Source organism: uncultured Psychrobacter sp. (assembly GCF_947488565.1).
Lineage (GTDB): Bacteria > Pseudomonadota > Gammaproteobacteria > Pseudomonadales > Moraxellaceae > Psychrobacter > Psychrobacter saeujeotis.
Genome location: NZ_CANKZC010000002.1, coordinates 526,431 through 540,123, shown reverse-complemented (window position 1 = coordinate 540,123; position 13,693 = coordinate 526,431). Strand labels below are relative to the sequence as shown.

The following is a 13,693-nucleotide window of genomic DNA, read 5'->3' as shown; positions in this document are numbered from 1 at the left end:
TGTTGATAAATGATGCAGATACTCACATCAAAATTGTAAAATAAAAAGTTAAATAAGACAGATTATTGATCATTCATTTATTGATAAACTCTGAACCTAAAATGAGTAAATCATGACTTCTACACTTTGACAGCGACTGCATTAACAGCGATACATTTTTAGTATATTTGATTATGGGTGTAGTGTAGCATATTGAATAATTCGTGCGCAGAGGGCAAGGGTTAGTGAATGTTTCCATATGTTTTTCTACCCTATTCGCCCGCACTCACCATCTGCAACTGATTAGTCATTGACCAGCTCGTCAGTCGATACTAGCGCAGCAAACCTATCTTGCAACGCTGCCATAGCCGTGTCATGCATAGTGTTAGCACTTATCGTCTCTCTTTTAGCGTTGGGAAGGTCGCGAGTGGCACAAGCATCATGACAGACAAAATTAGTAAAGCCTAAGTCAAAGGCAGCTCTGACACTTGAGCTGACACACATATGACTCATAAAACCTGCAAAGATAATTTGCTGCTTTTGCGCAGTAGAGATAAGTGTACTAAGCTCAGTATTATAAAACGCATTAGGATGCTTTTTGGTAATGGTTTTTTCGCCATTCATCGGTTTTAAATCGTCAACAATAGCAACATTAGAAGATAATGGATCAAAAACGTTGCCATTGTCTTCACCATGATGGGCGATATGAAAGATAGGAAGGTCTTTTTTGCGAGCCTTATCAAGCAGTAGGCGTGCATTGTCAATCGCCTTACTACCCGATTGACCTAGTGGCATAGCACCGTCCACATATTCGTTTTGATAATCGATAAAGACGATAGCGCAATTTGACCAATCAAGCGTATCAAATTCGCCACCAGCTAATTCAAGCAAGGTAGAGGGGTTAGACATATTGTTCTCCATTAGGCTGCATAAGTAAGGAATAGACTATTGGTATAGTAAATGTTGATCGTGATTTTTGACAATACATGAGTTTAGCAATGAATAGCGCCGATATTCGATCAGTGATACGAATGACAAACAAACCTTTTTATGTTTTCAAACCAAATCATTCAAAGCCTTTATATGACTAAACCAGTCTACCTATCGTTTTTATTAAGCTATATGACTTTATCGTATCGGACTACTTTATGTTATGAAAAATAAGCCGTTGGCAAGGGTTAGGTAATGTTTCCAAACACATTTCACCGCTATTTTTTACCAAAACGTGCTAGCATTAGCGGTTGTCTTGCTCGCTAGTCGTCACTAATTTTTATACGATGTCGCTAACCAGTGGTTCAATGATGTTTATATTTATTTAAGTATTTACCTGAGCAATGCTATCTCTATAATACCCAATCGACACCTTAAAAACCGTCATTAAGTTTGCGAAGAAACGCACCAATACCAACTGTTTAAGAGTACCTATTGTGATATTACGCCGTTACATGACCCGTCAGGTTGCCTCAACCACTGCTTTGGTATTGGGCTTTTTGGTAGTGATGATGCTTGGTGGTCGCCTAATACGTTACTTTGGAATTGCTGCTGAAGGGAATCTCGATATTGGCTTATTGTTTGTCATTATTGGTTATAACTTGCCGTATTTTTTAGAGCTTATTTTACCGTTAGCGTTTTTTATTGCGTTGATGCTGGTGTTTGGACGTCTGTATGTCGATCAAGAAATGGCGGTTATCAATGCCAGCGGTGTCTCTCGCGGTAAGCTTGCGCGATTGATGACCCCATTAATTCTGGCATTGTTTGTAGGGGAGGCGGCATTATCGATTGTCGGTAAGCCGTGGGGGGTGCGCTCATCTGAGGCGGTTTGGCAGCAACAAGCATTGACAAGTGCTTTTGACTTAATTCGTCCCAATGAGTTTATTAGTAGCGGTAATTATCATTTGTATGTAGGCAGTCTTAGCGATGACAAAACGCAGCTACAAGATGTGGTACTTATCCAATCTGAGCCGTCCAAAAAGTCAGCTGACAATACGGATCATTCTATTAATAAAGACACCATTACCTTGGCTAAGCGCGCTGAGCAAGTAGAGAATGCTGGTAGCGGTGTGACGCAGTTAGATCTATTCCAAGGTCGACGTTATGAAGTGGGCGCAGGTAGCCTGAAGTACAATCAAGTAGGCTTTGATCGTTATCGTATTACGTTAACTGAATCCTCAAAAGAGGTGGTGACTGAAAACAATATTGAAACCCAAGAAATCGGACCTTTATGGCAGGCCGCTACAGGCAGTGTGCAAGTTGGTAGTGCTGATGCGCTACGAGCAGCACAAGGTGAGCTTGGCTACCGCTTTACGCTACCTTGGCTGATGATTATCGCTCCTATGCTTGCTGTACCGCTTGCACAAGTACGTCCGCGTCAAGGTCGCTGGTTGCGACTGTTTCCCTCCATTTTATTGTTTGTCAGTTGTGCGCTTGGCATCATATCTTTGAAGAATGCTGTGGGTAAGGGTAGCGTGAGCGTTTGGGCGTACGCATGGCTGGTACTAGGATTTATGGCATTGGCGCTTTATATGAATTGGGGCAGCCGCTTTCAGCACCGATTGCGTGTGCGTTTTGAAGATAAGTCATTGGGGTCTGTCGATAATTCAATAAAAGACTCTAATGGAGGTCAGCTCTAATGCGCGCCTTGTTATCTAAAGCTCAGATCTTTCAAAGCCGTTCCTCCAATTTAAAGGTGCTTGGACGTTATGTCAAAACCAATGCGCTTTTAGCGATTATCGCGGCGGTAGTTGGGCTATGGGCATTACAAGTCTTGTTTACCTACTTGTCTGAGCTTGAGGATTTGTCTGATAGTTATACTATGTCTGATGCGCTCAGATATATTTTTTACCGCTCGCCTTACTTTTTAGAGCAGTTTATGCCAACAGGCGCACTACTTGGTGCAGTAGTGGGCTTGGGGTTGCTGGCTAGTAAAAGTGAGCTTGTCGTCATGCGTGCCGCTGGCGTCAGTATATATCGCATCGTCGGCTGGGTATTGCAACCAGCGTTATTGTTTGTACTATTGGCACTAATGCTAAATCAGTTTGTACTGCCCAACTCTAACCAACTGGCTCGTGAAATAAACAACGAAGACAGCAGCTCACTAGTCACTTCAGTACGTGGCTACTGGACGATGCAGCCGCGCTTTCAAACTACAACTGAAAGCAATACGGACGGTAATGTACAGCCTGATGGCAGTGATATTTTATATATCGATTATGCGGATGTACAAGGTAACATTGGTGAAGTCAAACGTTGGCATCTGGACAATAATGGTGATTTACAAACAGCCACTCATGCGATGGGTGGGCAGTACATTGGTCGGGAATCTTTGGGCACTACTGGCAAGCTAAGCGAGCAATATCGGTACGAGTGGCAGCTAAATAACATGACTAAGCTGACCATTAATCAAGGTTTTGAGAGTAGCCAATCTAAGACCTCATTAGATACTCTAAGTCTGCCCTTTGCACCTGAGTCCGTCTATTTACTGACTCGCAAAGCAGAGGATTTGTCTCTGACACAGCTTTATGAACATCGTCAATTTATGCAACGACAAGGCAAGCGCTCGTTGCCACATGAGCTTGCATTTTGGCAAAAGCTGTTATCACCGCTGTCCATCTTATCGCTGGTGATTGTCGCTTGTTCATTCGTTTTTGGCTCATTGCGCACGCATAGCCTAGGCTTGCGTATCGTCGTCGCGTTACTTTTTGGTTTGCTATTTAGCTATGTGCAAGATTTGGTCGGCTTCGTCTCATTGGCGACGGGCTTCTCGCCCATGCTCATGGTACTGTTACCAATTATCGGTAGTGCAGCCTTAGGTTTTTATCTGATAAAACGGCAGATGTAGCTTAGGGTGCGTCCTAAAGTATGCATAAAAAAACACGCTAACGTTAGCGTGTTTTTTTTATGGCAGATATAAATCGTTTTAGTCTTTGGTTGCCATCGTAATAGTATAGGTCTTGCCTTGCTTGACCTTTTCACTATTACCAAATACTTCGGTAAACGAGCGCTTCATAAACTGGCGTAGGCCGTTGATCGTGACCACATAAAAACGTCCACCTTGGCGCATACGAGCATAGGCATCGAGGAAGTATAGATAATGCTGCTCCTTACCGACCTTGGCTGGCAAGTTTGACATCACAAGGCTAAAGTCTTTGTTTTTTGCCACATGATTAAAGCCATTTGATAAATGCACATCGACATTGTTTAGACCATTTTGCACGCAATTACGGCGTGCATATTCTACCGCCATAAAGTCTTTATCAATCAAAGTATGCTGACCATTTGGACATTCGCGCGCTGCTGTCATACCGAGCACACCATAACCGCAGCCCAGATCGATCGAATCATCATCCGCTTGAAAGTCCACATAATCAAGCAGCATGAGGCTACCGTCATCAAGCTTTTGCGGTGAAAAAATGCCCCAAGTGGTGGTAAATTCAAACGGCTTACCCAGCACATCCTCTTTAAAATGAATGTCTTCGCGCCAGTGTTCAGCGTTTTTTAATAGGTCAGCAGGAGGTCTATGGCTCATAGGGTTCTCGGATAATAGATAGGAAAAAGTTAATAAGCTATGACAGGTATTGTAACGAGAAAAGGATAGGTTTGCAGCTAGGGATTGATAGAATTGTATTTCACATAGTGGTCGGTAATTCAGAAGAATAAAATTGTGTTTTAGTTCTGAGTTAAAAGCATATTTAATAAAGATCAAGGTTTAAAGTTGATAAATGGAAAAACCACATAATTTTTAATCGAAGTTCATTTTGAAACCTTCATAATTAGCGATTTTTTATCTCAATATTATAAGTTGTATTCATCTGTAACATCGTTACTGATACTCAATTTTTTTCCAAACTACTTTTCCAAACTACTTTTCCAAACGCTTCTTCAAAAAATGATCAAATATAAACGGACCAAAGGGCAAAAACGAGCCAAGCACACCAGCAGGCAGTGCCCATAGTGGCATTTTTATTTTACTCGCAGTGAATACAAGTACCAGAATATAACCGATAAATAGTACCCCGTGTGCCATACCGATATATCTTACCGCTTCAGGAATACCCAACATATATTTGAGTGGCATTGCGACACCAAGTAATAATAAAAAGGACGTACCTTCTAAGTAACCCATAATGGTAAGGTTTTTGAGTGCAGAGTTTTGCCCTTTTGTCAGGGTAGGCTGAAGAGACGACTGAGCTTGCGACACGATATATTCCTTTTACAATCATCGATAATGTTAGATTTTAATTTTAGCCACGCGGATGGTGCTCTGCATGCAATTTTTGCAATCTTGCCGTCGCCACATGGGTATAAATCTGCGTAGTCGATAAGTCACTATGGCCCAATAACAACTGCACGCTACGAAGGTCCGCGCCATGATTGAGCAAGTGAGTCGCAAAGGCGTGACGTAGCGTATGCGGCGATAGCTCTTTATCAATACTGGCAACTTTGGCGTATTTCTTTAATAAGTACCAAAAGTTCTGCCGCGTCATATAACCGCCTTGCGCGGTCAAAAACACCGCTTGGCAATTGCCAGACTTTAAATGCGCAATCAAATCGCCACGCCCATGAGACAGATAATCGTCCAGCGCGTCCGCTGCATATTCGCCTAGCGGTACCAGCCGCGTTTTATTGCCTTTCCCCGTAATCTGTAACCAGCCAGCATTAAGATTGACTTGTTCAAGCGCAAGATTAATCAGCTCACTAACCCGTAAGCCGCAAGCATATAACACTTCTAACATAGCTTTATCACGTAGACCCAGCGCGGTGCTAGTATCAGGTGCAGCAAGTAGGTTATCGACATCTGCTTCGGCTAAATCTTTTGGTAAAGGACGTCCAAGTTTAGGACTTTTAATACGCTCGCACGGGTTATCTTCGCGCAGGTTGCTGGCGATCATCCATAAGTAGAATTGACGTAGGCTTGAGAGCATACGTGCTTGAGTGCGCGGGGTTTTATCATCTTGAGCAAGAAGTGACAGACAATGCAATACATCTTCAGCTTGCCATTTCGTTAAGGCAAGGGGATTGGTCAGCTCGCAAGTACGCAAATCGCGGACATAAGCGTTACGCGTACGTGTCGCCAGACCACGGGCCAGCATCGCTTGACGAAACTCAGTCATATAACTGGGCTCGTCGTCTACTGCCAGTGCTTTAGGTTGGCGTTGTTGCACGGCGCGATCACGACTCATAAAATAGTGCTCAAGTAAGAATAAAGACAGCGATGAAAGATATTCACAAAGACACGCTTAGAAATTCTATGCCGTTTTTTTCTTAACCAAATATCGATAAAGTGTCATATTTGTAGGCGTAGCATCATCGCTATCAATGGTGATTTCATCAGGATCAGCATTTAAGTGTACGTTTTCAGCCAGTGTTTCTTGATGTACAAGCTCGTGACCGAGATGACGACAAAAATTAGGAATATCACGCGTCGTCGCAGGATCGGTTGCAAGAATTTCAATGATATCGCCGCCATCGGCTTTACGAATGGTTCGATGCAGCATCATAACTGGCTCCGGACATATAAGTCCTTGGGTATCCAAATGATGATTGATAGCGGTATTGGGTGTCGAGGTAGTCATAGTCGTCATATTAAAAATAAGTAGTAAATTTAGAAATTGCTGTCGATTGAAGACTCTTTAGGAGCTTGGGGCAACTTTTCATCAGTTACATGTTCGTTTCCAAGCTCTTCTTCAGTTTCTGCTTCGGCTTCCAAAAAGTTAAAAAAGCGCTTAAAGTTTGCTTTAAATAAAAACGCCACTCCAAGCCACGATGCCAGTCCCAACCAGGCAGTATCAGCGAATAACAGCCCGCCGACCAGTACGACTGTAGATACACCAATGCTTAAAGCAATCATCGAAGGTTGGTTTAAGCGATAACGGTAAATGACAAAACCGTCATAAATAGTGATAGGTATGGTCAATGCTATCAGCGCATAAGGCAGATTAAAAAACAGTCGATATAGTAGCTGATTGTCATGGAATGCTTTAATACTAGCAATGGTGCCAAAGACCATAAAAGCGATAATAGCAGCGTAAATAAGATAAATCGCTATTTGATTGGCACGCTGTGCACCTTTAATACGTGCGATAGCAAGCGGGGCAAAACCGTATTGCGTTGGTTGGTCTGAAACATTGGTCATAACGATCAGTCATTTGTTCGTAAAGGTTTATAAGACTTTATTTAACAGCGGTATGCTTAGACAGAGCATAGAATTGAGTCAGAACATCGTCTTTGAATGAGTGCAACATTCGACTGTCTAATGATTCAACTAATCAGGTTTTATTGCACTGATGGCCATGCTGCTATTTGGGTCGGTAAAGTACGTTGATAATAAAATACAGGCAGAGATGTCGTCGATTGGGTCACGCTCATTTCGAATCCAACCGTTTTCCCAAGCGATCTCTCTTGCAGCCATAGAAGTTAGACGCTCATCACATAGTGTCACTTTTGCAGGCAGGCGCTGCTCCATTAATCTATGAGCCAAGCGACGCGCAAATTTGTGCGCCCGTTTTGAGAGCATAGAGCTACTACCGTCCATATTTAAAGGGAGTCCGACGAGCACTTGGGTAACTCCCCAAACCTTAATAATGCCCAATAGATTGTCCCAGTCTGGCTGTCCATTGTTCATGGCCAAGATATCAAATGCGCGGGCAGTCTCGGTCACAGTATTACCAAGTGCCATTCCCATTTTTTTGACACCATAATCTAGGGCCAAGATAAGATGCGGCTTAATCTCAGGTTCCGATATAGCCGTGCCAACAGCTTCAAGAGAAGGATCAGACTCTACCATCACTCTATGTATCTCCTATTTCCATGAGGTCCAATCTAATAGGATGAGACTCTGCCATGACAAATACCTTATGCATGACCAATATCACTACTGAGATAATCAAAATTAACCCCGATTTTCTCAGCGGCGAGCTGCCAGCGCTCTTCAAACGGCGTATCAAATAACAATGTTAAGTCGGCGGGGCATACCAACCAGTCGCCGTCTTTAAGCTCACGCTCGAGCTGTTTTTTGTTCCAGCTGGCATGTCCTAAGCATAAGTGGTAGTGCCCAATACCTTGCCCTGCCGCGATACGCTGTAAGATATCTTGACTGGTAGTGATACAGACGTTCTCTGAGATGGCAAACGACGATGCCCACTCCGGTTGACCCGTATGTAATACAAATCCTACCTCAGGATACATCGGGCCGCCTTCTAGTGCTAAGTCTTCCATAATTTGAGGGTTGGTCACATCGATGTTCAAATCTTCTAGCAGTTTACCCACACGTGCCTGCTCAAGGGGACGGTTCACCATCAACCCTAAAGCGCCTTGTTTATCATGACGACAAATATAAATAAGCGCCCGCTCAAACCTTGGGTCTGACAAGTCAGGAGCGGCAATTAAGAAGTGATGGGTCAAATTAGCTTTGGACATAAAGACAAATATAATATAAGTAATATAAAAGGTGAGACACTACTATATGGTGATACTAAACAAAAAAGCAATATAGGAATGGCATCGTTATCATAAGCAATAGACGTAAAGTATGAACTATTTTACCATCCCACTTTTAAAATAAGGATGCATACTAGCAATAGGTCTTTACTTGATACCAGTTAGCAAACTACGGGCATGGTCACGAGTGACATCAGTAATAGTAACCCCGCCTGACATACGTGCCAGCTCATTTACCTGCGCATCTTTGGTCAAAATAATAAGCTCACTTTGCGTCTGCTCATTGTGATGCTTTTGCACTAAAATATGCTGATGTGCTTGGGCGGCGACTTGAGCCTGATGGGTAATTGCTAGCAGCTGTTGTGTCTGTCCAAGGCTACGCAATAATTCGCCTACTACCTGGGCAGTACCGCCACTGATACCGACATCCACCTCGTCAAAGACTAGCATCGGTTTGGCAGCATTGTTATCCGCACTCGTCGCTTGCAATACTTGCATGACCAGCGCCATGCGCGACAGCTCACCACCTGAGGCAATTTTGTGTAGCGGCTGCATCGGCATACCAACGTTGGCGCTAAACAATAGGTCAATATCATAACAGCCTTGCGCATTATAAAGACTGGGATTCGCCTTTTTAGTAAAGACAAACTCACAGCGAGCGTTAGGCAAAGCAAGGGGCTGTAGTTGCTGAATAAGCTGCTCACTGACCACGGGTGCCGCTTTTGAACGCTGCTCATTTAACTTGGTCGCAAGCTGCAGGTACGCTTGCCAAGCATCTTCGATTTGTGCAGCCAACACATCACTACTAGGCTCGTTTTCTAACTGTTCTAACTGTTGCTGCCACAAATGGGCTTCAGAAATTAAGTCGTTTGCCGGTAAATTGTGTTTGCGCGATAGACGATGGCCAAGACTTATCAGGCTGTCTAAGGTTTGCAAGCGCTCAGGATCAGGAAGTTGTTGTTCGGCATAATCTGAAAGTAGAGCAGTCACTTCAGTGATCTGCTGCTGCGCAAGATGTAGTTGCTCTGAGGCTTGCCCAAAGGTTTGGCTGACCCCTATTTGATGGTCACACAGTTTAATCGCTTGACCAAGTAAGGTCATGACATCAGGCTCATCACTATCGTTATCGAGTAAGTGCAAACCATGACTGGCCTCTGTCATTAAGGCCTCTATGTTAGACAGCTCTTCATGCTCAGCTTCGACATCATGATAGTCGACAGCCAATAACGGTGCAATATCTGCCAATTGGTTTTGTAGCAGTTGAATACGGTCTTGACGCTGGGCTTCGCGGCTAGCGATTTCATCCGCTTGACGTTTTAGCTGTTGATAGTGCTGGTAACTGCTCGCTGTTTGCGCTGCTAGAGGAGTTAATTTTGCCATCTCATCAAGCCATTGCACCACAAATTGCGGCTTTAGTAGCGCTTGCTGTGCATGCTGACTATGAATGTTGACGAGTAGTGCACCCAAACTTTTCAATTCGGCTAGGCTCACAGGCGTCCCATTCAACCAAGCTTTTGAGCGCCCGCTGTTACTTAGCTGACGACGAATCAATATCTCAGGCTCATCTAAAGAGCGCTCATGCTCAGTAAACCAGTCGGACACAACAGCATTATTTGTCACATCAAACTGCGCGTAGATATCGGCGTGAGCCGCACCATGTCTGACCATGGCACTGTCTGCTCGTTCACCGATGCAAAGCGATAATGCATCTAGTAGCAACGATTTTCCTGCGCCTGTTTCACCAGTAATGACATTAAAGCCTTCAGCCATGCTCAGCTCATGTTCAGCAATCAGCGCAAACTGATATAAGGTTAACGATAAAAGCATTAAAGTCTCTCATGGTAGGCAATTGGCATTGGTAATCTTAGTTAGACTAACGATAAGGTCTGTGAAAAGCAACTGTGTTTGGTGTCTTATTCTAAACTAAATGAGGAATTAATTAATGGTCATAACCCTAGCAAATTATATCAATATTGGTATACATAGCAATTATTTAAGGGTACTAGAAGATGGTCAGTTTGGTGAATAGATAATATTTTCAGCAGCGCTGTAACAAACTTTTTAGAGATAATGTGGTAGCATAAACTCACTCAATCATAAACTTATGCCACAGTATGTACACATAATAGTCTGTCGAAGATAAGATGTGCCTAGGTAAAACTTGAGTCTATAAGCGGTTAGGTTATCAAACCAGTAATATAATCTGCTTATTTAATAATAACTATATTAAAAGCAGTTGTTTTAAAATAAGCTATGTTCAGTATGAAGATGTAAACTGTAATGTCATAAGACACTTATTTTTTAGTTTAGCTATAATTATTTGATAAGGAAGCCACTATGTCAGCGGCACAATATACTAACGTAACGGTCAATGCTCAGGCTACAGTAACGTATGACGGGCGCTGCTCAAGTCATACTATTATGTTCGAAGATGGCCGGCATAAAACATTGGGTGTCATTTTACCTTGTGACAATACCGTTGAACGATACCACTTTAGTACCAATACCTCAGAGCGTATCGAGATCATTAGCGGTGAATGTGAAGTCAAAATAGAGGGCGATGAGGAGTTTAGCTACTACCGCGCTGGTCAATCGTTCGTGGTTGAAGGCAATAGCAGCTTCAATCTGCGTACTGAAGAGATTGTACAATATGTCTGCCATTTAGAAGGGTAGTATTCACAAGGTAGGTACCGCTTTACTGTAATCATATTCGATAAATTTCTGTAGAGACAGATAGACATCGTGTTATCCCAACTTATATCATATTAGCGATATTCAATTTCTTAGTAGGCCTATTATGGCAAAACCCAGTTATTTCTATGGTATTCACGCCATCGAAGCTTTGCTTGAGCATCGTTCACTTGATGCATTGAGCTTATTTGTACAACAAGGGCGCGAAAACGACAGTCATGTAAAAGACATTATCGCGCAAGCACAGGCAAATGGCATTAGCATGCAGCCAACGCAAAAAGATAAGCTGACGCAACTATGCGGTAGTCCTCAGCATCAAGGGGTTGTATTACATGCTCGTCCATTAGGATTTGCAGATGAAGGATTATTAGATAACGTTATTGGGCGCAATCAATGCTTATTATTGGTACTTGATCAGATTACGGATGCGCACAACTTTGGTGCCTGCTTACGTACAGCTGTCGCTATGGGTGTGGATGCAGTGATATGTCCAAAGCATCATGCAGCAAGTTTGACTCCGACAGTCGCTAAAGTATCGGTAGGTGCAGCTGAGATGATGCCTATTGTTAGTGTAACCAATCTAGCGCGTACGCTGACGCGTATTAAGGATGCAGGCGTTTTTGTATTCGGTACGGCATTAAATGAGACAGCTAAGCCTATATATGCTGCTGATTTGACAGGAAAAACAGCTTTAATTATGGGGTCAGAAGGTGAGGGCATGCGTCGATTGACCACAGAAAGCTGTGATGAGCTGGTATACATACCTATGTCAGGCAATGAGCACGGTAATTTACAAAGCCTTAATGTGAGTGTGGCTACTGGTATGGCGCTTTACGAAATCAATCGCCAGCGTACTTTAGCTGCTGGGCAAGCTTGAGGTACGTTTGGTGCAGTGGCTCTAGCTGTTGATGTAAGCTTGCTAAGTCTTCTTCGTTTACCACCAAATCATCAGCATGGTGATTACGTTCAGTACGGTGAAGTTGGTTTGCCATGATGGCTTTTATTTTCACTATACTTTGTTCATCACGCAGACTGGCACGCGCAAGTTGCGTCTCTTCATCTACATCAATGACTAAAATACGTTGGCATAAGTTAGCAAGACCTGCTTCTGCGGCCTCAATGAGTAGTGGGGCTGACAATATAACATAGGGTGAAGTGCTTGCTGCCAGTTGTTGTTTTGCAGCCTCGCGAATAGCAGGGTGGGTAATGGCTTCAAGATCAATAAGCGCGGCAGGATTGGCAAACACGTGTGTGCGTACTGCTGCACGGTCCATGTGACCCTCTGCATCAATTACCCATTCTCCAAGCTTTTTTTGAATCTTACGCAAAGTAGGGCTGCCTTTCTTTACTACTTCATGAGCAATCACATCGGCATCAATAATGTCAATTCCCTGTGCTGCAAACCAATCGCTGGCGGCAGACTTACCACTACCGATACCGCCTGTTAACCCAACCACTAAGGTCTTGTTCTGTATTTTAGCTTGTTGGCGTTTATGTACAGGCGTTTCAGAATATATTGACATAGCAGTGACTTATTGGCTCGTAAGTTGGTAGAAAAGACAATTATGAACATTAGTACTAATGAATTGGTTGTTCTTATCAAACAATCGTCATTAATCAACTAGCTTAACGCGTACCACCGATAAAGATATAAGCATTCGTTTGTTATATTGTAATTCTATATTAAACATACATATTTAAATACCAATTAACAATATCAGAGCCATAGAGAAGAGCAATTATTCCAGCGATTGCGATGTAAGGTCCAAAAGCAAAAGGCTGGCTCTCTCCGTGCTTTTTCATCAAGGTAATACCGACAATTGAGCCAAGTAAAGACGACAATAGAATAATTAACGGTAGCATCGTAGGTCCAAGCCAAGCCCCTAATACCGCTAATAATTTAAAATCACCTTGTCCCATACCATGCTTTTTGGTAATAAGATAAAACACCTTGACCACTATCCATAACGATAAAAATCCTAGCAATAGTCCCCAAATCGATTGGGTGGGGGAGACAAACCAGCTTTGAGAATTGACTGCTAATCCCAATCCTGCTAATGGAAAAGTCAGTCGATCAGGTAGTAGCTGCGTATCAAAATCGATACCGGTTAAGGCAATTAATGTCCATACCAAAATGAGAGCAGACAAGCCAGCAGCTGTGACGCCAAATTGATAGATAACCAATGCTGATAGTAACGCAGTGACTAGCTCTACGATAGGATAGCGTATACCAATCGCTGCGCTACAATCAGAGCAACGACCACGTAGTACAAGCCAACTTACTAAAGGTATATTCTCATACCATTTTATTTGATGCGCACAGTGAGGACAGCGTGATGCTGGTCTACTCAAAGTAATGGGCGTATCTCTCGTCGTAACATCCGTTATCGCTTTAGTGTGCTCATGTGGCATATCTACTTGCTGAGACATAAACTGACTGCATTCTTGTCGCCAGCTATGAATCATCATCAGCGGTATGCGATGTATCACGACATTTAAAAAACTGCCTATACACAGACCTAATATTGCAAATACAACGAGTGCCAAGGTCATATTACTTTGTAATAATTCTAACAATTGCATCAAT

General features: G+C 43.0%; 15 protein-coding genes. 4 read left to right on the top strand and 11 right to left on the bottom strand.

Annotation, left to right across the window (positions count from 1 at the left end; genetic code table 11):
* Positions 1 to 282: 282 nt before the first annotated feature.
* Complete coding sequence (locus Q0890_RS06570) at positions 283 to 888, bottom strand: cysteine hydrolase family protein (RefSeq protein WP_299218773.1); 606 nt, start codon at positions 886 to 888, stop codon at positions 283 to 285.
* 518 nt (positions 889 to 1,406) lie between these two features.
* Here Q0890_RS06570 and lptF point away from each other — a divergent pair.
* The gene (gene lptF, locus Q0890_RS06565; protein ID WP_299218771.1) at positions 1,407 to 2,609 is read left to right on the top strand and encodes an LPS export ABC transporter permease LptF; all 1,203 of its coding nucleotides are present in this window, start codon (positions 1,407 to 1,409) and stop codon (positions 2,607 to 2,609) included.
* Complete coding sequence (gene lptG / locus Q0890_RS06560; RefSeq protein WP_299218770.1) at positions 2,609 to 3,817, top strand: LPS export ABC transporter permease LptG; 1,209 nt, start codon at positions 2,609 to 2,611, stop codon at positions 3,815 to 3,817. Before lptF ends, lptG begins: the two co-directional genes overlap by 1 nt.
* A 78-nt stretch (positions 3,818 to 3,895) precedes the next feature.
* On the opposite strand, the gene Q0890_RS06555 is transcribed toward lptG, so the two are convergent.
* The 8 genes from Q0890_RS06555 to recN all read right to left on the bottom strand — a co-directional run bounded on the left by Q0890_RS06555 (position 3,896) and on the right by recN (position 10,242).
* Positions 3,896 to 4,504, bottom strand: a complete 609-nt coding sequence (locus tag Q0890_RS06555) for a methyltransferase (RefSeq protein ID WP_299218768.1) — start codon at positions 4,502 to 4,504, stop codon at positions 3,896 to 3,898.
* Positions 4,505 to 4,837: 333 nt separating this feature from the next.
* The gene (locus tag Q0890_RS06550) at positions 4,838 to 5,176 is read right to left on the bottom strand and encodes a DUF3817 domain-containing protein (protein WP_299218766.1); all 339 of its coding nucleotides are present in this window, start codon (positions 5,174 to 5,176) and stop codon (positions 4,838 to 4,840) included.
* Positions 5,177 to 5,219: 43 nt separating this feature from the next.
* Complete coding sequence (gene xerD, locus Q0890_RS06545) at positions 5,220 to 6,158, bottom strand: site-specific tyrosine recombinase XerD (protein ID WP_299218764.1); 939 nt, start codon at positions 6,156 to 6,158, stop codon at positions 5,220 to 5,222.
* 66 nt (positions 6,159 to 6,224) lie between these two features.
* A complete protein-coding gene (tusA, locus tag Q0890_RS06540) occupies positions 6,225 to 6,551 on the bottom strand; it encodes a sulfurtransferase TusA (protein ID WP_299218762.1) in 327 nt (108 codons plus the stop codon).
* A gap of 29 nt (positions 6,552 to 6,580) precedes the next feature.
* Positions 6,581 to 7,111, bottom strand: a complete 531-nt coding sequence (locus Q0890_RS06535; RefSeq protein ID WP_299218759.1) for a hypothetical protein — start codon at positions 7,109 to 7,111, stop codon at positions 6,581 to 6,583.
* 129 nt (positions 7,112 to 7,240) lie between these two features.
* Positions 7,241 to 7,762 carry a Holliday junction resolvase RuvX gene (ruvX, locus tag Q0890_RS06530; RefSeq protein ID WP_299218757.1) on the bottom strand — a complete coding sequence of 174 codons (522 nt, stop codon included), beginning with the start codon at positions 7,760 to 7,762 and terminating at the stop codon, positions 7,241 to 7,243.
* A gap of 68 nt (positions 7,763 to 7,830) precedes the next feature.
* Positions 7,831 to 8,394 carry a YqgE/AlgH family protein gene (locus Q0890_RS06525; protein ID WP_299218756.1) on the bottom strand — a complete coding sequence of 188 codons (564 nt, stop codon included), beginning with the start codon at positions 8,392 to 8,394 and terminating at the stop codon, positions 7,831 to 7,833.
* Positions 8,395 to 8,562: 168 nt separating this feature from the next.
* Complete coding sequence (gene recN / locus Q0890_RS06520; protein WP_299218754.1) at positions 8,563 to 10,242, bottom strand: DNA repair protein RecN; 1,680 nt, start codon at positions 10,240 to 10,242, stop codon at positions 8,563 to 8,565.
* Positions 10,243 to 10,752: 510 nt separating this feature from the next.
* Between recN and Q0890_RS06515 the strand changes: the two genes are divergently transcribed.
* Complete coding sequence (locus tag Q0890_RS06515) at positions 10,753 to 11,088, top strand: pyrimidine/purine nucleoside phosphorylase (protein ID WP_299218752.1); 336 nt, start codon at positions 10,753 to 10,755, stop codon at positions 11,086 to 11,088.
* 124 nt (positions 11,089 to 11,212) lie between these two features.
* Positions 11,213 to 11,983: a 23S rRNA (guanosine(2251)-2'-O)-methyltransferase RlmB gene (rlmB, locus tag Q0890_RS06510; protein ID WP_299218750.1), complete on the top strand. Its 771-nt coding sequence runs from the start codon at positions 11,213 to 11,215 to the stop codon at positions 11,981 to 11,983.
* Here rlmB and coaE read toward each other — a convergent pair.
* Together coaE and Q0890_RS06500 are read right to left on the bottom strand one after the other, a co-directional pair.
* Positions 11,946 to 12,629 carry a dephospho-CoA kinase gene (gene coaE, locus Q0890_RS06505; RefSeq protein WP_299218748.1) on the bottom strand — a complete coding sequence of 228 codons (684 nt, stop codon included), beginning with the start codon at positions 12,627 to 12,629 and terminating at the stop codon, positions 11,946 to 11,948. The two genes, rlmB and coaE, sit on opposite strands and share 38 nt — an antisense overlap.
* A 160-nt stretch (positions 12,630 to 12,789) precedes the next feature.
* The gene (locus tag Q0890_RS06500; protein WP_299218746.1) at positions 12,790 to 13,689 is read right to left on the bottom strand and encodes an A24 family peptidase; all 900 of its coding nucleotides are present in this window, start codon (positions 13,687 to 13,689) and stop codon (positions 12,790 to 12,792) included.
* Between the last annotated feature and the right edge of the window lie 4 nt (positions 13,690 to 13,693).